At 65.8% G+C, this 23299-nt stretch carries 19 protein-coding genes; 9 read left to right on the forward strand and 10 right to left on the reverse strand.

From position 1 onward, the window contains the following. Positions 1–21: 21 nt before the first annotated feature. From DKK67_RS01275 to DKK67_RS01285, 3 genes are read right to left on the reverse strand one after another with little or no spacing between them, the layout of a single operon-like run. The gene (locus DKK67_RS01275; protein WP_111493629.1) at positions 22–960 is read right to left on the reverse strand and encodes a 2-dehydro-3-deoxygalactonokinase; all 939 of its coding nucleotides are present in this window, start codon (positions 958–960) and stop codon (positions 22–24) included. Then, positions 957–1721 carry an SDR family NAD(P)-dependent oxidoreductase gene (locus tag DKK67_RS01280; protein WP_111493631.1) on the reverse strand — a complete coding sequence of 255 codons (765 nt, stop codon included), beginning with the start codon at positions 1719–1721 and terminating at the stop codon, positions 957–959. Before DKK67_RS01280 ends, DKK67_RS01275 begins: the two co-directional genes overlap by 4 nt. A gap of 1 nt (position 1722) precedes the next feature. Further along, entirely contained in the window at positions 1723–3450 is a 1728-nt protein-coding gene (locus DKK67_RS01285) for an IlvD/Edd family dehydratase (protein ID WP_111493633.1), read from the reverse strand. Positions 3451–3811: 361 nt separating this feature from the next. On the opposite strand from DKK67_RS01285, the gene DKK67_RS01290 reads away from it, so the two are divergent. From DKK67_RS01290 to DKK67_RS01325, 8 genes are all read left to right on the forward strand, one after another. Then, positions 3812–4603, forward strand: a complete 792-nt coding sequence (locus DKK67_RS01290) for an IclR family transcriptional regulator (protein ID WP_111493635.1) — start codon at positions 3812–3814, stop codon at positions 4601–4603. After that, complete coding sequence (locus DKK67_RS01295) at positions 4600–5517, forward strand: SMP-30/gluconolactonase/LRE family protein (RefSeq protein ID WP_111493637.1); 918 nt, start codon at positions 4600–4602, stop codon at positions 5515–5517. Before DKK67_RS01290 ends, DKK67_RS01295 begins: the two co-directional genes overlap by 4 nt. Positions 5518–5616: 99 nt before the next feature. Further along, positions 5617–7212, forward strand: a complete 1596-nt coding sequence (locus tag DKK67_RS01300; RefSeq protein WP_111493639.1) for a solute:sodium symporter family transporter — start codon at positions 5617–5619, stop codon at positions 7210–7212. A 462-nt stretch (positions 7213–7674) separates the two neighbouring features. Next, a complete protein-coding gene (locus tag DKK67_RS01305) occupies positions 7675–8214 on the forward strand; it encodes a hypothetical protein (RefSeq protein ID WP_228160481.1) in 540 nt (179 codons plus the stop codon). 5 nt (positions 8215–8219) lie between these two features. Then, positions 8220–9017 carry a hypothetical protein gene (locus DKK67_RS01310; protein WP_111493643.1) on the forward strand — a complete coding sequence of 266 codons (798 nt, stop codon included), beginning with the start codon at positions 8220–8222 and terminating at the stop codon, positions 9015–9017. Beyond that, complete coding sequence (locus DKK67_RS01315) at positions 9007–11973, forward strand: coiled-coil domain-containing protein (RefSeq protein ID WP_111493645.1); 2967 nt, start codon at positions 9007–9009, stop codon at positions 11971–11973. The genes DKK67_RS01310 and DKK67_RS01315 overlap by 11 nt, the downstream gene beginning before the upstream one ends. Continuing rightward, positions 11963–13417: a hypothetical protein gene (locus tag DKK67_RS01320; protein ID WP_111493647.1), complete on the forward strand. Its 1455-nt coding sequence runs from the start codon at positions 11963–11965 to the stop codon at positions 13415–13417. The genes DKK67_RS01315 and DKK67_RS01320 overlap by 11 nt, the downstream gene beginning before the upstream one ends. Beyond that, positions 13404–14051 carry a condensin complex protein MksE gene (locus DKK67_RS01325; RefSeq protein ID WP_204355700.1) on the forward strand — a complete coding sequence of 216 codons (648 nt, stop codon included), beginning with the start codon at positions 13404–13406 and terminating at the stop codon, positions 14049–14051. Before DKK67_RS01320 ends, DKK67_RS01325 begins: the two co-directional genes overlap by 14 nt. 2 nt (positions 14052–14053) lie before the next feature. Here the strand turns inward: DKK67_RS01325 and DKK67_RS01330 are convergent, their stop codons facing one another. From DKK67_RS01330 to DKK67_RS01350, 5 genes are read right to left on the reverse strand one after another with little or no spacing between them, the layout of a single operon-like run. Next, positions 14054–14287 (reverse strand): formate dehydrogenase subunit delta, encoded by a 234-nt coding sequence (locus DKK67_RS01330; protein ID WP_228160482.1) that lies wholly within the window; start codon positions 14285–14287, stop codon positions 14054–14056. Beyond that, positions 14284–15165, reverse strand: coding sequence for a formate dehydrogenase accessory sulfurtransferase FdhD (gene fdhD, locus DKK67_RS01335; RefSeq protein ID WP_111493650.1), 882 nt, complete (start codon positions 15163–15165; stop codon positions 14284–14286). Before fdhD ends, DKK67_RS01330 begins: the two co-directional genes overlap by 4 nt. Then, complete coding sequence (gene fdhF / locus DKK67_RS01340; RefSeq protein ID WP_111493652.1) at positions 15137–18025, reverse strand: formate dehydrogenase subunit alpha; 2889 nt, start codon at positions 18023–18025, stop codon at positions 15137–15139. Before fdhF ends, fdhD begins: the two co-directional genes overlap by 29 nt. A 16-nt stretch (positions 18026–18041) precedes the next feature. After that, positions 18042–19586, reverse strand: a complete 1545-nt coding sequence (locus DKK67_RS01345; protein WP_111493654.1) for a formate dehydrogenase beta subunit — start codon at positions 19584–19586, stop codon at positions 18042–18044. After that, positions 19586–20092, reverse strand: coding sequence for a formate dehydrogenase subunit gamma (locus tag DKK67_RS01350; RefSeq protein WP_111493656.1), 507 nt, complete (start codon positions 20090–20092; stop codon positions 19586–19588). The genes DKK67_RS01345 and DKK67_RS01350 overlap by 1 nt, the downstream gene beginning before the upstream one ends. Positions 20093–20220: 128 nt before the next feature. Between DKK67_RS01350 and DKK67_RS01355 the strand changes: the two genes are divergently transcribed. Further along, positions 20221–21300 carry a substrate-binding domain-containing protein gene (locus DKK67_RS01355; protein WP_111493658.1) on the forward strand — a complete coding sequence of 360 codons (1080 nt, stop codon included), beginning with the start codon at positions 20221–20223 and terminating at the stop codon, positions 21298–21300. A gap of 33 nt (positions 21301–21333) precedes the next feature. Here DKK67_RS01355 and DKK67_RS01360 read toward each other — a convergent pair whose 3' ends face one another. Together DKK67_RS01360 and DKK67_RS21900 are read right to left on the reverse strand one after the other, a co-directional pair. Then, entirely contained in the window at positions 21334–22992 is a 1659-nt protein-coding gene (locus DKK67_RS01360) for an OFA family MFS transporter (RefSeq protein WP_111493660.1), read from the reverse strand. Between the two features lie 11 nt (positions 22993–23003). Beyond that, positions 23004–23126, reverse strand: coding sequence for a hypothetical protein (locus DKK67_RS21900; RefSeq protein WP_265735502.1), 123 nt, complete (start codon positions 23124–23126; stop codon positions 23004–23006). Positions 23127–23299: the final 173 nt, after the last annotated feature.

The raw sequence follows: 23299 nt of genomic DNA on the forward strand, positions 1-23299 counted from the left end.
CAGTCTCGATGTCGGTAAACGTTAGAGCGCCGCGTGACGGGCCAGGTGGTGCAGGCCCCGCACGGCGGCGGTGTCGCCGTCGATCGTCCGGGTGGCGAAACCACGGGCGTCGAGGGCGCGGGCGTACAGGTCGTTCAGGATGCCGTTGCCGATCAGCGTGACCGGGGCGGCGGGCGTCAGGGCGTCGGTCATGGCGCGCACCTCGTCGCCGATCAGCAGGCCGGAGAGGTAGGCTCCGGCGCGGTCGGCGGGCAGGTCGCCCAGCAGCACTTCGGTGCGGGCGCTGAACAGGTGGTGCAGCAGGCCGCCGGGCCGGTCGGCCTGGGCCAGCCCCCGGTCGAACGCGGCATTATCGGTGCCGCCGTCGGCCGCGAAGCGCTTGAGCAGCGTGTGGCCGCGCAGGGCGGAAAAGGCGTCGCCGGTCATGGCGGTGCTGAAGCCGCGCACCTGACGGCCGGCCAGGGTGACCCACTTGGAGTGAGTGCCCGGCAGGCAGACGATGCGCTCGCCCGGGGTGTCGCCGTCGTCCAGCGCCCCCAGGATCTGGATTTCCTCGCCGCGCATCACGTCCGGGTTGTCCGCCACCGATCGGCCGCTGAGGCCGGGCACGATGTAGGCGGCGCGGCCCAGGCCCAGGTCGTCCACCCGCACCAGGGCGTTGACGATGTCGTCCACGCTGGCGGGGCACGGCAGGTAGGGCACTTCGCGCAGGCCGTCGGCGCTGCCCACCATGCCGGCCATCAGCAGCGGGACTTCCGGCAGGTCGGCCAGCCAGTGGCCGAGTAGTTCGTCCAGCGCGGTGCCGAATCCGTCCCGCTCGACGTGGAGGATGCCGCGCGCCGCCTGGGCGCGATCCAACACCGCGCCGTCGGCGTCCAGCAGCGAGGCGCGGAAATTGGTGGTGCCCCAGTCGACGGCGATCAGGCGCGCGGTCTGTGTCGTTTTCGGATCGGCGGTCATAACCGCCCTCCGTCGATGATGTGGCTCTGGCCGGTGATCAGTGCGCTGTCGTCGGCGGCCAGGAACAGCGCCAGTCGCGCCACGTCCGCCGGGTCGATCTTGCGCTTGAGGGCCTGCTGCTGCATCAGCTCCTGCTCGGCCTCGTCGGTCAGCCACAGGTCGATCTGGCGGTCGGTCATGACCCAGCCGGGCAGCAGGGCGTTGACGCGGATGTTCTCCGGCCCCAGTTCCCGCGCCAGGCCTTTGGTCAAACCGACGATGCCGGCTTTCGCGGTGACGTAGCCGGGGTAGCCGTCCAGCCCCAGCAGGTAGCTGTTGGAACTCATGTTGATGATGCTGCCGCCGCCGGCGTCGCGCATGGCCTCGCGCACCGCCTGGCTGGAGAAGAAGTGCGGGCGCAGGTTGACCGCCATGCCCTGGTCCCAGTCCTCCGGGGACAGGTCTTCCAGCTTGTGGCGGTCGTCCCGGGCGGCGTTGTTGATCAGCACGCGTACCGGGCCAAAGGCGTCGGTGACCCGGGCGATGGCGCCACGCAGGGCGTCGATGTCGCGGATGTCACAGGGCACGAACAGCGGCGGCGTGGCGCTGTTGGCCAGGCACTCGCTCAGGGCCCGCCCGGCGCTCTCGTCGATGTCGAGGAAGCCGACGCGGGCACCCTGGCCGGCGAAGGCGTCCACCAGTGCGGCGCCGATGCCGGTGGCGCCGCCGATGACCAGCACCGTGCGCTCACGCAGGCTGGGGTAGTGGGCGAACTCGGCCATCTCAGTGGGACTCCCGCGTCACCACGTGACCGCTGCTGCCCTTGAGGAAGTCCAGATCCGCGCCTTCGTCGGCCTGCAGCACGTGATCGATGTAGAGGCGGTAGTAGCCGCGCTTGTGGGGCGATTCCGGCGCTTCCCACGCCTGCTGACGGCGGGCCAGTTCCTCGTCGGAGATGTCCAGGTGCAGCTTGCGCGCCTCCACGTCCATCTCGATCCAGTCGCCGTTCTCCACCAGCGCCAGCGGGCCGCCTTCGTTGGCTTCGGGCGAGATGTGCAGCACCACGGTGCCGAACGCGGTACCGCTCATGCGGGCGTCGGACAGGCGCACCATGTCGGTGACGCCTTTCTCCAGCACCTTGGGCGGCAGCGGCATGTTGCCCACTTCCGGCATGCCCGGGTAACCCTTCGGGCCGCAGCCCTTGAGCACGAGGATGGAGTTTTCATCCACCTCAAGGTTGGGGTCGTCGATGCGCGCCTTGAAGTCTTCGATGGTCTCGAACACCACCGCCTGGCCGCGATGCTTGAGCAGGCCTTCGCTGGCGGCGGACGGTTTGATGATGGCGCCCTGCGGGCACAGGTTGCCTTTCAGCACGGCGATGCCGGCGGCCGGGCGCACCGGGTTGTCCATCGGGCGGATGACGTCGTCGTTGAAGCATTCCACCTGGTCCAGCGCCTCGCCGATGTGCTTGCCGGTGATGCTGGGGGCGTCCAGGTGCAGCTGGTCGGCCAGGCGCTGCAGGACGACCGGCAGGCCGCCGTTGTAGTGGAAGTCTTCCATCAGGTATTTACCCGACGGCATCAGGTTGACCAGCAGCGGCACCTCGCGGCCCAGGCGGTCGAAGTCTTCCAGGTCCAGGTCGATGCCCAGGCGACCGGCGATGGCCAGCAGGTGCACCACGGCGTTGGTGGAGCCGCCGATGGCCGCGTTCACCTTGATGGCGTTCTCGAAGGCTTCGCGGGTCAGCACTTTGGAGATGGTCAGGTCCTCGTGGACCATTTCCACCATGCGCATGCCGGTGAGATGCGCCAGCACCTTGCGGCGCGCGTCGACGGCCGGGATGGACGCGTTCAGCGGCAGGGCCATGCCCATGGCTTCCATCAGCGAGGCCATGGTGGAGGCGGTCCCCATGGTCATGCAGGTGCCCGGGCTGCGCGACATACAGCCTTCGGCGTTGAGGAACTCCGGCAGGCTCATGGAGCCGGCGCGGACCTGCTCGCTGAACTTCCACACGTCGGTGCCGGAGCCGATGTCCTGGCCGCGGTACTTGCCGCTCAGCATCGGGCCGGAGGAAATCACGCTGGTGGGTAGGTCGACGCTGGCTGCGCCCATCACCTGGCCCGGGGTGGTCTTGTCACAGCCGCCCAGCAGGACCACGCCGTCCAGCGGGTTGGCGCGGATGGATTCCTCCACGTCCATGCTCAGCAGGTTGCGGAACAGCATGGCGGTGGGGCGCATCTGGGTCTCGCCCAGGGACATGGCCGGGAACTCGAGCGGCACGCCGCCGGCTTCCCAGACGCCTTTCTTGACGTGCTCGGCGATGTCGCGCAGGTGGGCGTTGCACGGGGTGATTTCCGACCAGGTGTTGCAGATGCCGATGATTGGCCGGCCATCGAAGGCGTGATCCGGCAGGCCCTGGCTCTTCATCCAGCTGCGGTGGATAAAGCCGTCGCGGTCGTGCTTGCCGTACCACTGCTGGCTGCGCAGCTTGCGGTCTTTGCTGTTACTCACTTGGTCTCTCCCGAAGTTCTATCGATAGCCTTTGCTCATCGCCGTCATAGGTCATCATGGATCGGTGCCGTTCCCGGGCGTCGATAGGGCGATGGTTTCCAGTCGTTGAGCGTGCGTTATGCCCAGATGGAGGAAAGGGCGGGGTTTATATTGCTCTAAGTTCCAAATAGTGGAACTTGTGTTCCATATGAGGGATAGTGTTAAATTCGCGCCCGGTTCGTGTCAAGCCGTACGCTCTTCGTACAGGTCATTTGACGAACGAGGACGGTGCTTGACCCGCTCGCTTGAGCAGGTCCATATTACGGAACTTCGTTTCCCGGATGTGGAACGTGGTTTTATTTTTCGGTAAGGGTGGTGACCCATGTCATCGATCGACAAGGCCATTCAGGTGCTGGAGGCTGTCTGCGACAGTCCGGAGCCAGTCCGGTTTACGGACCTGGTGGCGCGTCTGCAATTGCCCAAGTCCACCGCCCACCGCCTGCTGGCCACCCTGGTCGATCAGGGCATGGTGCGTTACGACACCGGCGATCAGCGTTATTCGCCCGGCTACCGTCTGCTGAGCCTGGCCCAGCGCACCTGGGAAGGCCTGGAAATTCCGCGCGCGGCCCGCGAATCCATGCAGCGCCTGCTGCACGAAGCGGCCGAGACCGTGCACCTGGCGGTGGTCGACGGTCACGAGATCATCTACATCGACAAGCTGGAGAGCCCCAAGACCATTCGCCTGTACTCGGCGGTGGGCAAGCGTGGGCCGATGTACTGCACCGGGGTGGGCAAGGCGATCCTGGCGTTCCTGCCGCCGGAGCAGCAGGACGAGGTGATCGCCCATACCGAGTTCGTCCGCCACACCGTCCACACCATTGCCGATGAGACCGCCCTGCGCCAGGCGCTGGCGGACATCCGCGCCCACGGCTGCGCCTTCGATATGGAAGAACACGAAGAAGGCATTCGCTGTGTGGCGGCCCCGATCTTCAACTTCCGCGGCGACGTGGTGGCGGGTATCAGCATCACCTCGGTCGCGTCGCGGATGCCCACCAACCGCCTGCAGGATCTCCAGCCCCTGTTGCTGGACGTGGCCCGCACCATCTCACGCGAGCTGGGTTACCTGCAGCCGGCGGATCACGATTGGCGTACCAGCGAGGAGGCACCGCGATGACCGAGTCAGCACCGAATTCTCAATCGCTTGATTTTAAACCGCTTCTGGAAGACCGTTTCGCCCTCGGCGAGGGGCCGCACTGGGACGCCGAACGCGGCGAACTGCTTTGGGTCGACATCGTCGGGCGTAAGGCCTTTGCCCACGTGCCGGCCAGCGGCGAGACGCGACACTGGTCGTTCGACGACACCGTCAGCGCCATCGCGCCGCGCGGCAACGGGCACTACGTGGTGGCCGCCGGCCGCGGCGTCTACGACCTGGACCCGCAGGACGGCCGTCTCACCGCCATCGCCGAACCTTCCGAAGAACCCGCCGAAAACCGCACCAACGAATCCCGCGTCGATCCCCGAGGCCGTTTCTGGATGGCCAGCATGCAGCAGAACATCGGCCCCAACGGCGAGCATATTCCCGTGCGCCAGAGCAGTGGCCTGCTGTGGTGCATCGACACGGACGGCAGCGTGCGGCAGGTGGCATCCGGCATCGGCATCAGCAACAGCCTGGTGTGGAGCCCGGATGAGACCCGCATGTACTTCGCCGACACGCTCAAGGGTGTGATCTGGCAGTACGACTGGGACGCCGACACCGGCGCCGCCAGCAACCGCCGGGTGTTTGCCGACACCGAGGGTTACGGCAATCCGGACGGCTCGGCCATGGACGAGGAAGGTTGCCTGTGGAGCGCCCGCTGGGGTGCCGGCTGCCTGATCCGTTACCGGCCGGATGGCGAAATCGACCGCATCGTCGAAGTGCCGGCGCGCTGCCCCAGCAGCTGCGTCTTCGGCGGTCCGGATCGCAAGACGCTCTACGTCACCACCGCCCATGCGGAACTGGACCCGTCGGAACGCGGGCCGTGCGACGGCGCGCTGCTGGTGGCGGAGACCGATGTGGTCGGCCAGAGGTGCTTCACCTTCAACGGCTGACCATTCCAACACGCGACAGGACGGACCCATGCTGACCCAGGTAATGCGGCGTCGCGAATGAATTCACCCAACTGATGTTTCCAAGAACAAGGACAAGCTATGCACGCACTCACCCTAATATCGTTCCTGTTTTTTACAGGGTTGGTGGCCCTGATTACCTGGGTGGTCACCCGGCGTGACGACCACGCCAGCACCCGTGGTTACTTCCTGGCCGGTCGCAGCCTGACCTTCCCGCTGATCGCCGGCTCCCTGCTGATGACCAACCTGTCCACCGAGCAGATGGTGGGTCTCAACGGCGCCGCCTTCACCGATGGCCTCAGTGTGATGGCCTGGGAGGTCGTCGCCGTTGTGGCCCTGGTGCTGCTGGCGCTGTTCTTCCTGCCGCGCTTCCTGCGCAGCGGGATCGCCACTGTGCCGCAGCTGCTGCGCATTCGTTTCGACGAAGGCACCCAGCTGATCTGTAACATCATCTTCCTGCTGGCCTACGCGGTGATCCTGCTGCCGATCATCCTGTACTCCGGCGCGGTGGGGCTGCAGGGCATGCTCGACCTGCAGGGGCTGACCGGTATCCAGTCCGACACCGTGCTGCTGTGGGGCACTGTCTGGATTGTCGGCATCATCGGTTCCGTCTACGCCCTGTTCGGCGGTCTGCGCACGGTCGCCGTGTCCGACACCCTGAACGGTGTGGGTCTGCTGATCGGCGGTTTCGTGATCGTCTACTTCGGCCTGCAGGCGGTCAGTGACGGCTCCGGCATCCTGGCTGGCTGGGATATCCTCAAGGAAGCCAACCCGGACAAGCTGAACTCCATCGGTGGTGCCGAACAGCAGGTGCCGTTCGCCACGCTGTTCACCGGTGTGCTGCTGATCAACGTGTTCTACTGGACCACCAACCAGCAGATCATCCAGCGGACCTTCGCCGCCAAGAACCTGGCTGAGGGCCAGAAGGGCGTGCTGCTGACCGGTCTGTTCAAGCTGCTGGGCCCGCTGTACCTGGTGCTGCCGGGCATCATCGCCTACCACCTGTACGCCGGTGACGACATCCGCGCCGACGAAGCCTACGGCCACCTGGTGTTCAACGTGCTGCCGCCGTACCTGACCGGCTTCTTCGCCGCGGTCATGGTCGGTGCGATCCTGTCCTCCTTCAACTCGGCTCTGAACAGTACCACCACGCTGTTCAGTCTCGATCTGTACAAGGGTGTGATCAACAAGAACGCCACCGAGGAGCAGGTGGTCAAGGTCGGTAAGATCTTCGGTTGGATCATGGCCTTGGCGGCGATGATCATCGCGCCGCTGCTGGCGGGCCAGGAAAGCCTGTTCGGCTACCTGCAGAAGATGAACGCCATGTACTTCATCCCGATCCTGGCCGTGGTGCTGGTCGGCCTGCTGACCAAGCGCGTCCCGGCCGTAGCGGCCAAGATTGCCCTGATCGGCGGCTGTGCGGTGATCGGTCTGGTCTACTTCGTGCCGCCGTTCACCGGCGTGCTGGACGTGGTCCACGACTTCCACTTCGTCGCCCTGGTCTTCGTGGCGCTGGTAGCCATCATGCTCCTGCTCGGCAAGCTCGCCCCGCGCGCGACCGCCTGGGTGCACGAAGACGCCGGCAAGGTCGACCTGACCCCATGGAAAGGCGCCGTCCCGGCCGGCATCGTGCTGGTGATCCTGGTGATCGCGATCTATCTGGCGTTTGCCGGTTAAGCGTTGACATAGCGCCCATGCCGTAAAGGGCGCCACCCGATGCGCCGGCTCAGGCCGGGTGTCGGGTGGCGCTTTTTTTTGTCGGCTTGGTGCATGGGTTTGAGGTAACAATCTCTGCATTGATGCCCAACGCGCTTTGCATTAGTTTCCGTTCAGGTTTCTGACAACGCGTGATCCATGGTCCGACTGCTGTATCTATCTGCCCCATTTCTCGCCTTCTTTCTGGTTGCGCCTTTCGCGAGCGCGGCCTGTCCTGAGCGGCCCCAGTCGGATTACGAGCAGGCCTTTTGCCAGATCAGGGCCAAGGGCGGCGGTGCGGCTTTGCCGACGTTCGAGGACTTCCGCCGCAATACGCCGCAGGTCCAGGCGCTGCTGCTCAAGCGGCCCGCGGCGCGGTGGGGGGTTGCCTTGCCGGAGCCGGCGTCGCAGCCCGGTCCTGCGAGCGATACGGGAGCGCCGTCCGTGCCTTCGCGAGAGCCCGCCGAACCAGCAGCGCCCGAACCGCCGCAGGTGACTGAAAACGCGTCGGGGCTGTCGGCCTGCGATCTGGAGATGGACACCGTTCGCTGCTCCGACGGTCTCTTCCGACTGGCGGTGAACCAGCCGAACGGCGCCCTGGCGCCGGGTGTTCTGGACGCCAACAATCGCCTGGGGCTGAGCCCGTTCCGCGGCGACGCCGGCGACGAGGCGGCGGTGCGCGCCTACCTGTCCGACGCCTACGACCGCTACATCGCCAAGATGCTGGAGATTGGCCTGGGCGGGGCGACCATGAGCTTCACCCGCTTCTACAACAGTTTCCACCGTCACCGGGCCGAAGGCGTCGACTTCGCCCAGCGCATGGAAGACACCTTCCGCTATCTCAAACAGGACAAACGCAACCTGGCCGTGGACGCACGATTGGCGGAAGGCTTTCCCGCGTCGATGGAGAACTGCGCCCGGTCGGGTGAGGCGGTGATCGTGTGCGACAATGTGGCAACCAATTGGGTTTACGTCCGGGACTGAACGGCATGAGTTCGGCATTGGAGAAATACCTGGCCGCCATTCGCGAGGGCCGACCGATCAACTTCGAGGCGTTCCGCAAACTGTTGCCCGCAAGCATCGCCGGTCGCTGGTCCCGCCACTTCGATGTGGAACGGGTCTCGCAGCAGCGTTGGCGAGTGCGCATGGTCGACACGTCGGTTGCCGCCGAGCTGGAGCAGTTGGCCCGGGTTCCCGGCACGCGGCGCGAAGCGGCGTTGCAGGGCGATTCCCACCGCCGGGAAACGGCAACGGCCTTCGTTCTGGTTTACCATGAGGCGCTGATCGATCCGCGGCCGGATGTGGTGTGCCTGAACGCCGGACGCTGTCACCTGGGCTTCGCGCCCAAGGCGACCGCGCTGGTGGTGGAGAACGAGGACAATTTCGCCCAGGCCCGCCAGATGCTGGCGTTCGCCGCAAGCTGCCTGGGCGAGCCCCTGGCGCTGGATTGCTGCGACGTGGTCCTGGGCGGTGGCAACCGCGTTCTGCGGGCGCCGGTGATGGATTGGCTGGCGGGCTACGACCGCGTTCTCTGCGCTTTCGATTACGACCTGGGCGGTCTGAAGATGTTTCAGGCGCTGCGGGAACGGCTGGGCGATCGCGCCCACTTTCTGCAGCCGCCGGACTGGACGCCCTATCACGCCGGGTTCTGCAAGACGCCGGGCTCGCCGCAGCGGTTAATCGAGGCCATCGAGCGCGCCGGCGCACTGGGTTTCACCGATCTGGCCGAGCGTTTCCGCGAGACCCGGCAATTCATGGAACAGGAGATCATTCTGGATGAGCACTGAGGGAGCGCCCAACGCCGAGGCGCAGGCGTATTTCCGTTTCGGCATCCGCCGTCTGGTGCTGGTGGACTCTGCGGGCTTCTGTTACGTCGAGATTCCCCTGAACCAGCACGCCCTGCTGCTGGGCAGCGGCAACCTGGGCAAGTCGAGCCTGCTGAACTCCCTGCGCCTGTTCCTGCTGCCGGAAAACAACTTCCGCAACAGCAAGAACAAGTTCGCCTTCCGCAACGCCAGCGCCGGCAGCTTCTACACCAACGAGGAAAGCTACCAGCACTACTTCCCCAGCCAGTCCAGCTTCCTGATCATGGAAGTGGAGAGCCCGTCCGGCACCCACTGCCAGGTGCTCTACCGGGACCAGAGCAGCCAGCTCAGCTACGGCCGGATCTTCGTGCCGGTCGCTTACGACCAGCTGCGCGGCCTGTTCTGGCGCTGCGACGAGGACGACGCCGACGGCATTGGCCAGGCGGTGGAGGGGCTGACCGTGGCCCGGGTGACCGAGGCGCTGAAGACGCTGTCCCGGGAGACGACGGTCAGCAGCGACCCCACCAGGCTCAAGCACATCCTCTACAGCAGCGACCTGATGTCGCCGGACGCGGTGCGCTACTCGGTGCTGCCGCTGGCGGACCCGGACGAGCGCAAGATCCAGTCCCTGCGCACGCTGATCCTGCTGCTGTTCGAAATGAAGGCGGACGACAAGGCCATGGCCCACGCGGTGGCCAGCATCATCGAGGCGGACAAGAAATTCGCCGACGACGCCTTCGAGCTGGACATCGACCAGTTCCTCGACCGCCACGACCAGCTCAAAAGCCGCCAGGAACATTTGACCCGCGTGGAAAGCGCGCGGCCCCAGTTCGATAAATTGCAGAGTGCGTTCGAGCGCTACCAGACCCTGACCCGCACCCAGCACGATTTCGCCGCCTTCCGCGACGGTCTGGCCGCGGCGTTGGCGGAGATCGGCCAGCAGCGTCAGCAGGCGGACCGCGAGCGGGACGAGCTGCAGGGCGCGCAGAAACAGTCCCAGAAGCAGCTCAACAGCCTGAAAACCGAGCAGAACCGGCTGGAAGGGGAGATCAAGGCGCAGACCTCCGTTCTCGACAAGGCGGAGAAGGTCCAGAAGGACGGCGAACTGCTGGTGTCCCGCTACGGCGACCTGACCGCCGATGAGATCCAGGCCACCCTGAACGAGGCGATGGAAGACAGCCAGGCCCAGCTCAATGCGCTCAACAGCGCCGCCCAGGCGGAACAGCGCAAGGCCCAGCTCACCCGTACCATCGACCAGCTGGACGCGGACCTCAAGGCCCTGGCCGAGCGCGAGCAGCGCGCCCAGTGGCAGCTGCAGAACCAACTCGACGACGACGTCATCGCGCCGCTGCGGGCGGTGAACCCGAAGCTGGTGTCGGCCAGCCCGGGGCAGGCGTTGGACGAGGATACCAAAGCCACCCTGGGCCGCATGGCCGAACTCTTCGCGCAGACCGACCGGGGATTCGACTGGTTCGACACCGCGTTCCCGGCCCGCGCGCCCCAGGCCGATGATTTCCCGGCCCAGCGCCACAAGCTCGAAGGCGAACTGAACGCCGCCCGCCGCCATCTGGCGGAACTGGACGACTCGGCCAGCGGCGGCCAGGACCGGCCCCAGCGCATCCAGCAGGCGGAGAAGGACATCGCCGCCACCCGCAAGGAACTGGACATTCTCAAGCGCCTGCCCAGCGCCGCCACCAACATCGAGGACGCCACCCAGGCCATCGACGAGGCCAACAGGGCCGTCGCCGCCCTGGAGGAGAAAGCCGCCATCGAACGCGAGCGGGTGGAAGCGGTCGGCACCAAGCTGGACAAGGCCCAGACCGTCGCCCGCCGCGCCCAGGAACGGGAAACCGAGTTGCTGCACCTGCAGACCACGGTGAGCGGTGACATGCGTCGCTTCCCGTCCCTGAAAACCGTGAAGGCGGACGCACCGCTGGCGGCCGAGGCGGTGTCCGTGGCGCGGCTGGACGATATCCGCAGCGGGCTGGAGGAACTGGAGCAACTGCGCTTCAACATCCTCGAGAGTCTGCGCCGGCTGATCAACAAGGGCATCGGCGAGGACCGGGAAGGCCTGCTGGAGAGCGACAGCCCCAGCTGGCAGGCGATCCGCGACACCTTCAAGGCGCTGGCCGACCTGTTCGCCGGCCTGGCCGAGAGCGGCCGCGTACTGCGCGAGCAGATCGACTCCCACAACGAAACGGTGGCGAGCTACCGCCAGGCGCTGAAGGCCAACAGCGAGCACATCCAGCGCTTCGAAGCGGCGCTCAACCGGGAGCTGGACGGCGTCACCATCAACGATCTGGTGGAGATCCGCGTCGATATCCACACCGATCCCAAGTTCCACAACCTGGTGGAAGAGTCCGCCGCGATCGATCCCTACGCGTCGGGCAAGCTGCAGTCCGATGCCTTCTACGACCGCCTGCGGGTGTTCGTGGCGGAATTTTTCGGCGACCAGAAGAGCGGCAACCGCCTGACCATGGACAAGGTGGTGACCGGCGTCTCCTACCGCACCCGCAAGCAGTCCTCGACCACCCTGGACAGCAAGGGACAGTCCACGTCCACCACGGCGCTGATCAACCTGGAGCTGGTGCACCGCCTGCTGCGGCGGGTGCTCTACCCGCAGATCAGCCTGTCGTTCCCGATGGTGCTGGACGAGCTGGCCAGCGTGGACGTGAGCCAGGTGCCGGCGCTGCTCGACCGGTTGCAGGATCAGGGCTTCAACCTGTTCTCCGCCGCCACCCACAGCGCCAGTCCCGAGCTGATCTTCCAGGTCGGTCGCCATCTGGAAGTGGGGCAGATGCGCACGGCGCGGCCCTACAGTGCCAGCCGCACGCTGGTGTTCTGGGGCGGGCCGGAAGGCTTCAGCGACCGCGAGGGCCTGTCGGAATGGTTCGACCAGACGCAGCACCACCTGCTGGAAGTGAGTCATGAGTCGTAAACGCTTCAGCACCCTCGACACCACGCGACTGCTGTTCGAACACCCGCGTGTCCTGTTCCGGGTGATCGAGCGCATGGACCGCGAGTCGGTGCGCTACGTGCGCGAGAGCGAGCTGGCCATGGATGTGCTCGACTACGTCCGCAACCTCAAGCGCACCGAGCAGGAGCGCATCCGCACCGGTTTCAGCACCGACAACCTGTTCCGCACCGGGCTGGTGATCGACATCGTCAAGGCGGAGGGCGAGCGCCGGCTGGTGTTCCAGGAAGCGCTGCTCAACCTGGTGCGGGCCTGCAACGCCTCGCTCTATCAGGAGCTGACCGACGCCCGCCTGCGCGGTCATCTGGTCACCCTGCGGGACATCCACGACCGGCTTACCCAAAGCACCTTCAACGACGCCGATCCGGATTTCACCGAGCTGCGCGACGACCTGAACGAGCGGGTCAGCCTGCTGATCGGCCTGCTGCGCCAGAACATCCTGCGCATGCAGACCCTGAGCGCCGACCTGGCGGACATGTCCGGGGACGCCAGCCGTGCGCCGGAGCAGTTCAGCCATTTCCGTCAGGACCTGCTGGAACGCATCGCGACCTTATACGAGCGCCACATCCAGCCGACGCTGGTGTTCCTCAACCCGGACACGCAGCTGCCCGACGGCGCTAACCTGTTCGCCACGCTGGAAGGCATCATCCGCCTGCTGGAGCAGAACCGGCAGCAGGACATCGCCGACCAGATGTTCCGCTCGTCCCTGAGCCTCAACGCGTTGCACAAGCCGATCCAGACCCTGGCGGCGGAAGTCGATCATTTCCTGCGCAAGACCCGGCGCAGCATGGTCCAGTACAACGCCATGGAGCATTTCTTCGCTCAGCTGCGCGAGCTCAAGGAAGACACCGAAACTCTGAACCTGAAGAAGAAGTGGCTCGACGGCAGCGACTTCTCCCGCACCACCGGCTTCCTGGTCGGCCTCAAGGCCCAGAGCCGGCCGCGCCAGTATGCGTTTGGCCAGTCGTCCAGCTATTACCAACTGCTGTTCTCGGAGCTGGACCTGCGGCTGGCGGACCTGGGGCGCAAGGAACAGGTGCCCGACCTGGGCCGGGCGGCGGCTGCCGGGCGCAACCCGAAAGTGGACGCCGAGCGCATCCAGACCCTGTATCAATGGCTGGAATCCCTGCAGCTGCGGCCGACCCGGGATCTGGTGCGCGAGCTGCACGGCCGGCTCGACGGTGTGGTGGCGGGCTATCGCTTCCCGGACCTGCTGGCGGCGGTCAATCGCCTGAGCCATAAACACCCCGAGGGGCTGCAGGTGGTCACCACCAACCGCTTCAACACACTGGAGACGGAGGCCGGCCCCGACGACATCGCTGACGTCTTCGTCTACCGCCGGCGCCGCCTGGAGCCGCGCCCCAATGCACCGACATCACAGGGAGAGGCGAGCCATGCCGGATCTTGAACACACATCGACCGACAGCGCCGTCCCCGCGGAGCTGGATCACGCCGGCGGCAGCGGCTTCGACCGCATCGCGCCGGCGCAGAGCGCGGCCCTGTTCCGGGAGCTGGCGGCGGGGAAGGTCATCGTGCGCGACGTCTACAACCTCAACCGCGCCGAGCTGGAAGCCAACCCGCTCTACAACCTGCTGTACAACCACCTGGCCCATTTCCGGACCTTCTATGAACACCTGGGCAGCGAACTGGTGTTCAACGAGAACGGGGCGTTCTTCTACCTGCGCGAGAACACCGACGACGAGAGCGAGGAACACGACGAGAACGCCTTCCGCGTGCAGGTCTGCCTCCTGCTGATCGGCCGCTACTTCGCCCGCTCGGGACGTGATCTGGAATACCTGGGCCGGCCGGACGCCGGCCTGCGCGACGAGGATGTGGACGCCCTGGCCGCGGACGAGGAATATCGCGAGATGCTGCGCGCGGCCCGCTTCGAGAAAGGCATTGCCGAAGCCCTGGACTACCTGGGCAAACGCCAGCTGCTGTTCCGGACCGGCCCCAAGCGCTTCTTCCTGAGCTCGGCGGGGATGCATTTCCTGCAGCAGCTGGTCGCGGCGTATGAGGCGCGGGAGGGTGTGTCGGGCTAGGCCTAGCCCGCCTGCCGCAGTTCTATCAGCCGCGCCACCGCCAGCTTCGACACGTCCGTCAGCTCGCTGCCGTCGCTCCCGGCGTAGTCGATGATCTGCTGCTTCATGCTGCGGGCCCAGAACTTCTTCAGGTGGGTGGCGACCTTGTCCGCCGCCTGGGCGTTGTCGCCGTGGTGGAGGTTGTTGTCGCTGATCTGATTGATCATCTGGATCAGGTGATGAAGCTCGCTGTTCACGTCGGGCTCTCCTGCTTGGCGTCGGTCGTGGACATCTGTCCGCAATGATAGATCACGTGGCGGCCCGGGCGGGCGAAGCCGATCAGGGTCATGTTGGCCTTGCGCGCTTCGCGGATCGCCAGGCCGGTAGGCGCGGAAACCGCCACCAGGCCGCCGATGCCCACCATGGCGCTTTTCTGCACCATCTCGAAACTGCCCCGGCTGGAAATCAGGGCGAACCCGCGTTCGAACGAGCGCCCCTGGCGCAGCCAGTGCCCCACCAGCTTGTCCAGGGCGTTGTGACGCCCCACGTCCTCGCGCACGGCCAGGATCGCGCCGTCCAGGTCGCACCAGGCGGCGGCGTGGGTGGCGCCGGTTTCCGCTTGCAGGGGCTGGTGCTGCTTCAGGTCGCGCACCGCGGTCTGGACGGCGTCATCGCTGAGGGCGGGCGGCGTGTCGATTCGCGGAATGGCACGGATCGCATGGTCCAGCGACTCGGTCCCGCACAGGCCGCAGCCGGTGCGTCCCGCCATGTTGCGACGCTGGGCCTTGAGGGCAAACAGCCGCTCGCTGGCAATGGTCATGTCCACCGTGGCGCCGGCCGGACTGCGCTGAACGCTCAGGTCGTAGAGTTCGTCCGGGGTATGGAGGATCGACTCGGTCAGGCTGAAGCCCACCGCGAAGTCCTCCAGGTCCGACGGCGTGGCCATCATCACCGCGTGGGAGATGCCGTTGTAGACCATGGCGACGGGCATTTCCTCGGCGACGACATCGTCGGTCTCGCCGGCCCGTTCCTGGCCGCGTTCGTCGACGCGGGTGCGGAACAGGGCCGACGGGGTGTCGTCCGGCCCGGAGGCCGGTGCTTCGGGATCATTTAATGGCAAAGTTGGACTCGTCACTCGAATGTTCCAGGTAGTCGTGCTGGCGCCGGTCGAAGGACTGGAAGTGCTTCTGCCAGTCCGACGGCTGCGTCACCTTCTCCACCTGCACGGCGGTGACCTTGTACTCTGGGCAGTTGGTGGCCCAGTCGGAGCTGTCGGTGGTGATGACGTTGGCACCGCTGCCCGGGTGGTGGAAGGTGGTGTAGACGACACCCGGCAGCATGCGCTCGCTGATGCGGCACCGCAATACGGTCTGTCCCACACGGCTGGACACGCCCAGCCAGTCACCGTCCCTGATGCCGCGCAGGTCGGCGTCGCTGGGGTGGATCTCCAGCACGTCCTCACTGTGCCAGACGCTGTTCTCGGTACGCCGGGTCTGGGCGCCCACGTTGTACTGGCTGAGGATACGGCCGGTGGTCAGCAGCAGGGGATAACGGCGGTTGCTGCGTTCCGGCGTGGCGACGTATTCGGTGACCGCGAAATGGCCCTTGCCGATGGGGAAGTCCACTTCGTGCATGGTGGGGGTGCCGTCGGGATGCTCGGCGTTGCACGGCCACTGGATGCTGCCCAGTTCGTCCAGCTTCGCGTAGCTGACCCCGGTGAAGGTTGGCGTGAGCTGGGCGATCTCGTCCATGATCTCGGACGGGTGGCTGTAGTTCATCGCATAGCCCAGGGCGTTGGCCAGGTCCTGGGTCACCTCCCAGTCCTCCTTGCCGGCGATCGGCGCCATCACCTTGCGCACCCGGTTGATGCGGCGCTCGGCGTTGGTGAAGGTGCCGTTCTTCTCCAGGAAGGTGGCGCCGGGCAGCAGCACGTGCGCGTACTTGGCGGTCTCGTTGAGGAAGATGTCCTGCACGATCAGGCAGTCCAGGGACGTCAGCGCCTGTTCCACGTGCTGGGTGTTGGGGTCGGACTGGGCAATGTCCTCGCCCTGCACGTAGAGCGCCCTGAAGTGGCCGGCGATGGCGGCGTCGAACATGTTGGGAATGCGCAGGCCCGGCTCATCGTCGATCTTCACGTGCCACAGGTTCTCGAAGCGCTCGCGCACCGCCGGGTCGCCCACGTGCTGGTAGCCGGGCAACTCGTGCGGGAACGAGCCCATGTCGCAGGAGCCCTGCACGTTGTTCTGGCCGCGCAGCGGGTTCACGCCCACGCCTTCCCGGCCCAGGTTGCCGGTAGCCATCGCCAGGTTGGCGATGCCCATCACCATGGTCGAGCCCTGGCTGTGCTCGGTCACGCCCAGGCCGTAGTAGATCGCGCCGTTACCGACGCTGGCGTAGAGCCGGGCGGCCTGGCGGACCTTGTCGGCGGGCACGCCGGTTTCCGCTTCCAGCGCTTCCGGTGAGTTTTTCTCTTCCTGGATGAACTCGCGCCAGGTGTTGTAGGCGCCGGGCTCGCAGCGCCTGGCGATGAAGTCGGTGTCTTCCAGACCTTCGCTGACCACCACGTGGGCCAGGGCGTTGATCAGCGCCACGTTGGTGCCGGGTTTCAGCGCCAGGTGCAGGCCTTCGCCGCCGTGGGCGGTGTCGAGCAGGTCGATGTGGCGCGGGTCGGCGACGATCAGGTTGGCCCCCTGGCGCAGCCGGCGGCGCATCTGGGAGGCGAACACCGGATGGGCGTCGGTGGGGTTGGCGCCGATCACCAGGATGGTGTCCGCCTGCATCACCGAGTCAAAGGTCTGGGTGCCGGCGGATTCGCCGATGGTGGTCTTCAGGCCGTAGCCGGTGGGGGAGTGGCAGACCCGGGCGCAGGTGTCGGTATTGTTGTTGCCGAAGCCGGCGCGCACCAGTTTCTGCACCAGGTAGGTTTCCTCGTTGGTACAACGCGACGAGGTGATGCCGCCGATGCTCTCGCGGCCGTGTTCCGCCTGGATGCCTTTCAGGCGTTGGGCGGCGAAGTCGATGGCGTCCTCCCAGGACACCGCGCGCCAGGGCTGGTCGATGGACTCGCGGATCATCGGTTCCTTGATACGGTCCTTGTGGGTGGCGTAGCCGAAGGCGAAGCGGCCCTTCACGCAGGAATGGCCGTGGTTCGCGTCACCGCCCTTGTAGGGCACCATGCGCACCAGCTGGTCGCCCTTCATTTCCGCCTTGAACGAACAGCCCACGCCGCAGTAGGCGCAGGTGGTGACGACGCTGTGTTCCGGTACGCCGACCTCGATCACGCTCTTCTCCATCAGCGTCGAGGTGGGGCAGGCCTGCACGCAGGCGCCGCAGGAGACGCATTCCGAGTCCATGAAGTCCTCGTCCTGCCCGGCGGCGACGGTGGAGTCAAAGCCGCGACCGTCGATGGTCAGGGCGAAGGTGCCCTGGACTTCCTCGCAGGCGCGCACGCAACGGGAGCAGACGATGCACTTGCTGGGATCGAAACTGAAGTACGGATTGGAGTCGTCCGTTTCCGCGTCCAGGTGATTCGCCCCGTCGAAGCCATAGCGGACGTCCCGCAGGCCCACGGCGCCGGCCATGTCCTGCAGTTCGCAGTCGCCGTTGGCGGGACAGGTCAGGCAGTCGAGCGGGTGATCGGAGATGTACAGCTCCATGATGTTGCGCCGTAGCCTGGCGAGCTTGCCGGTCTGGGTGTGGACTTCCATGCCTTCGGACACCGGCGTGGTGCAGGACGCGGGGTAACCGCGCTTGCCTTCGATCTCCACGGCGCAGAGGCGGCAGGAGCCGAAGGCCTCGAGGTTGTCCGAGGCGCACAGCTTGGGAATCGTGATGCCGGCCAGGGCGGCCGCGCGCATCACCGAGGTGCCGTCCGGCACGCGGATCTCGACGCCGTCGATGGTCAGGGCCACGGCGGTTTCCGAGAGCGCCGGCGGCGTGCCCAGGTCCCGGTTCGGGTCAATGCGGTACTCGCTGGGGTCGAAATAGTTCAGCATGGCTGCCTCCTGCGGTTCAGGTCGGCCGGTGTGTCAGTTCGTCGGGGAAGTGCTTCATCACGCTCTGCACCGGGAAGGGGGTCATCCCGCCCATGGCGCACAGGGAGCCGTCCACCATGGTGTCGCAGAGGTCGGCCAGCAGTTCCCGGTTGGTCTCCACGTTCTCGCCGGCGCGGAGTCGGTCGATCACTTCCACACCGCGCACGGCACCGATCCGGCAGGGCGTGCACTTGCCGCAGGATTCGACGCTGCAGAACTCCATGGCGAAGCGGGCCTGCTCGCCCATGTCCACGGTGTCGTCGAACATCACCACGCCGCCGTGGCCGACGACGCCGCCGAATGCCGCGAAGGCTTCATAGTCGATGGGCGTGTCCCACTGGCTTTGCGGCAGGTACGCGCCCAGCGGGCCGCCCACCTGCACGGCTTTGAGTGGCCGCCCGGTCAGCGTGCCGCCCCCGAAATCCTCCATCAGCTCGCGCAGGGTGATGCCGAAGGCCAGTTCCACCAGCCCGCCGCGTTTGACGTTGCCGGCCAGTTGCAGCGGCAGGGTGCCGCGGGACTTGCCCATGCCGTAATCGGCGTAGGCCTGGGCGCCCTGGTCGAGAATGAAGGGCACGGCGGCCAGGGACAGCACGTTGTTCACCACCGTCGGCTTGCCGAACAGGCCCTTGATGGCGGGCAGCGGAGGCTTGGCGCGCACCATGCCGCGCTTGCCTTCCAGGCTATCGAGCAGGGAGGTTTCCTCGCCGCAGATGTAGGCGCCGGCGCCGAGTCGGACTTCCAGATCGAAATGCCTGCCGCTGCCGCGGATGTCCCGGCCCAGGTAGCCGGCGTCATAGGCCCGCGCCAGCGCCTCGCTGAAGATACGGTGGGCGACGGGGTATTCCGAGCGCAGGTAGACGTAGCCCTGATCCGCGCCCACGGCCAGTCCGGCCAGGGTCATGCCCTCGATCAGCAGGTACGGGTCGCACTCCATTACCAGCCGGTCGGCAAAGGTGCCGGAGTCGCCTTCGTCTGCGTTGCAGACGATGTATTTCTGGCCCGCCGGCTCGTCGTGCACGGTCTGCCACTTGATGCCGGTGGGGAAGGCCGCGCCGCCGCGCCCGCGCAGGCCGGAGGCCTTCACCGCGTCGACGATCGCCTGGCCGTCCAGGTTGAGGGCCTTTTCCAGGCCAGCGAAACCACGGTGGGCGCGGTAGTCGTCGATGGACAGCGGGTCGGTGACGCCGATGCGGGAAAAGGTCAGGCGCTGCTGGTTCTTCAGGTACGGAATGTCGTCGGTTGGGCCCAGGGCGAGCGGGTGATCGGTCTTGCCCTCGAACAGCCCGGCGTCGATCAGGCTATCCACGTCGGCGGCTTTCACCGGGCCGTAGGCCAGGCGGCCGTTCGGTGTGGCGACTTCCACCAGGGGCTCCAGCCAGAACAGCCCCCGGGAGCCGTTGCGGACGAGGTTCAGTTCCACGCCGCGTTGATTGGCGGCCTGCCTCGTGGTGTCGGCGACGGCGTCGGCCCCCATGGCCAGTGCCGTGGTGTCGCAGGGCACGTACACGGTAACGGACATCACTTCACCTCCACGGCGGTCGTCGTGAGCTGCTCCACGAGTCGGTCGAACGTGTCCGCGTCGACACGGCCGTGGACGTCGTCATCCACCCGGACCGAGGGGCCACAGGCGCAGTTGCCGAGGCAGTAGACCGGTTCCAGCGTGATCTCGTTGTCGGCGCTGGTCTGGTGGAAGTCGATCCCCAGCCGCTCCTTGATGTGAGCTTCCAACTGGCGGGCGCCCACGGCCTGGCAGGCTTCGGCGCGGCACACATGCACCACATGGCTGCCGGTCGGGCGGGTGCGGAAATGGTGGTAGAAACTGATGATGCCGTGGACCTCGGCGCGGGTCTGGCGCATGGATTCGGCGATCAGCGGTACGGCGGCTTCGGGAACGTAGCCGAAACGGTCCTGGATGGCGTGCAGGATCGGCAGCATCGCGCCCGGCCGGTGACGGTGGGCGTCGATTTCCTGCTGGATCTGTTCCAGCGTCCAGTCCTGCGCGGCTTGGACAGCAGCTTGTGACATGGCGGAGACTCTCATCAGGTTTCGAATGGTTGACGGTTATGCACAACCATTCTTAATTGTTATAGGCTCTGATCAGGTGCTTACTGGAAAAATAGCACTCCATTCATCGGCTAGAAATATGAAAAACAATGCATAAGAAAAAACTCAGCATTTCACCGGCTTGGGTCTTCCGCTCCGAGGAAGGCGAACTGTTCGATCCGGTCCTGTTCCGGTTGCTCAAAGGCGTGCGCGATGCGGGCAAGCTCACCGTGGCCGCCGAACAGGCGGGGATCTCCTATCGCCACGCCTGGAACCTTTTGAATCGCAGCGCCGGCTTTTTCGGGTTGCCGCTGGTGGATATGCACAAGGGACGCGGCACCCGCCTGTCGGCCTTGGGCGAGAAACTGCTGTGGTCCGAGCAACGGGCCAAGGCCCGTCTTGGGCCGCAGATGGACAGCATGGCCTCGGAGCTCAACAACCAGCTGCAGCAGTTGCTGGCGGGGGCGCATCCGGTATTGCGACTGCACGCCAGTCACGGCTATGCGGTGGCCCTGCTGCCGGATTTCTCCGATGAGCTGGAGCTGGATCTGCGTTACTGCAATCCCGCTGAAGCGCTGAGCGCGTTGGCTCGCGGGGATGCGGATGTGGCCAGCTTCCACTTTCCGGCGTGCCCGCACCAGGCAGAGCAGGTGATGGCGGCCTACCAGGATCAGCTCGATCTTAAAAAACTGAGGGTCGTCCGCTTCGTCACTCGGGAGCAGGGGCTGATCATCCGGCGTGACAGCCGTGAGACGGTAACGACCCTGGCCGACCTGACCCGGTCCGACGTCCGTTTCATCAACCGGGACGAGCATTCCGGTACGCGGATCCTGTTCAACATGCTGCTGGCGGAACAGGGCATTCGTGAGGGCCAGATCCAGGGAGCCGAGCGTGAGGAATTCACCCACACCGCGGTGGCCGCCTACGTGGCGGCGGGTATGGCGGATGCCGGTTTCGGGGTGGAAGCGGCGGCGGCCCAGTTCGGACTGGATTTCATCCACCTTGCAACCGAGCACTACCTCCTGATCTGTCCCGAGGACCGCCTGCAGCAGGAGAACATGCAACAGCTGCTTGCCCTGATGGGTTCGGCGGAGTTCCTGAATCGACTCGACGCGTTGCCCGGTTATGCGCCGGATCGTTGCGGGGAGGTGTGCACGTTTGCCGAGCTGCTCGCCAGCGATCGGTTGTGATCGCCGGGCGCTTTGGCACCCGGCGATCAGCCTTCAGAACAGCGCAGCGGCTTTTGCCAGCGCGATGTACAGCCCGATCAGGAAGGGCACGCCCACACCCAGCCAGCAGAGCACGCCACCGATGCCGAAGGCGCCGCGCGCAGCGGATTCCGCCTTGCCGCCGACCGGATCGTCGTGTTGCAGGGAGCGCTCGTACTCCACTTCCTCGTCCGACATGTGATGCTCTTCCTTCACCGGCCGCACCAGCAGGTTGCAGATCAGCCCGGCGAACAGCAGCCCCGCCATGATGTACAGCGTGCGGTCGTAGACCAGGTTGGGGGCGACGCCTGCATTGAGCTGCGCTTCCCGCAGGGCGGCGATGATCAGCGGGCCCACCAGGCCGGCGGCGGTCCAGGCCGTCAGCAGGCGACCGTGGATGGCGCCCACCATCTGTGTGCCGAATATGTCCGCCAGATACGCCGGCACGGTGGCAAAGCCGCCGCCGTACATGCTCAGGATCACGCAGATCGAGATCACGAACATACCCGCCATACCCAGGTGGCCCCAGGTCGGCAGCAGGCAGTACATGATGATGCCCAGGATGAAGAAGCAGAAGTAGGTGTTCTTGCGGCCGATCTTGTCCGACAGTGAGGCCCAGAACAGGCGGCCGACGCTGTTGAACAGGCTGATCAGCCCCACCAGGCCGGCGGCGGCTGCAACCACGGCGGCTTTCTGCGAAGCGGTCAGTACCGCATCAGGATCGGTAATGCCCACCAAAGCGCCGCCGAACACGTCCTGCAGCATGGGGCTGGCCATCGAGATCACGGCGATGCCGGCGGTCACGTTCAGGAACAGCACGCCCCAGATCAGCCAGAACTGCGGGGTTTTCCAGGCGGTGTTCAGGTGCACGTGGCCGTGGGTGATCATGGCGTTGTCTTTCTGGGACTTGGGCGGCTCCCAGCCTTCGGGTTTCCAGCCGCTGGGCGGAACCCGGAAGCCGATAGCGCCGCAGGCCATGACGATGGTGTAGATGGCGCCCATGGTGATCAGCGTCATGGCAACGCCGGTGCCGCCATCGGCCGCGAAGTGGCCCATCAGCAGGACCGCCAGGGGCGCGCCGATCATCGCGCCACCGCCGTAGCCCATAATGGCAAAGCCGGTGGCCATGCCGCGGCGGTCCGGGAACCACTTGATCAGCGTCGAGACCGGGGTGATGTAACCCAGCCCCTGACCGATACCGCCCAGCACGCCGGCGCCGAGGTAGACCAGCCACAGCTGGTGAGTCATCACGCCGATGCCGCCGACGATCATGCCGCCGCCCCAGCACAATGCTGCAATACAGCCGGCCTTGCGCGGCCCGGCATGTTCCAGCCAGGCGCCCCAGATCGCGGCGGAGACGCCCAGCATGGCAATGAAGATCCCGAACACGTAGGTGACCTGGGGCACGGTCCAGTTACACGTGGTCGTGGTCAGCGCCTGCATCAGGCCGAGGTTGGCGCAACTGGCTGGCGCATTGGCAATCTCGTTGGTCATGGGGAGCCAGAACACCGAGAAGCCATAGGCCATGCCGATACACAGGTGGATCGCCAAAGCGGCGGTCGGAACCAGCCAGCGATTGAATTGCGGGCCGGCGATGGTGTTTTCACGGGCAAAGAAACCGGGCGAGCGAGAGCCTCCCGATTCCAGGGCACCGTCCTGGGTGATGCCGTCCATAAGCAGTCCTCTTACTTCTTTTTGGTTTTTTGAATAGCGTTCGCCGTTGCCGGGCGGACGTCGCGTCGCAGGGATGGCGTGAGGACGTCGAGGCCGGGGCAGGCCTTGCGCTCACGACTATCGGAAATCGTCATGGGTTGCTCATTCTTGTTGTTTTATATGAATTGTTATGCATAAGTTAAAAGGGCATGGCTGCCCTTTTGCTACTGAGTGATTGGATTTAATCGGTGGTTCGCGTGCAACTAGCGGAAAGTATTATGAATGTTTATTCATAAATTAAGAAGGGCTGCTTTCTTCGATCCAGCGT

It is taken from the genome of Marinobacter bohaiensis, from assembly GCF_003258515.1.
Classification (GTDB): Bacteria; Pseudomonadota; Gammaproteobacteria; order Pseudomonadales; family Oleiphilaceae; genus Marinobacter_A; species Marinobacter_A bohaiensis.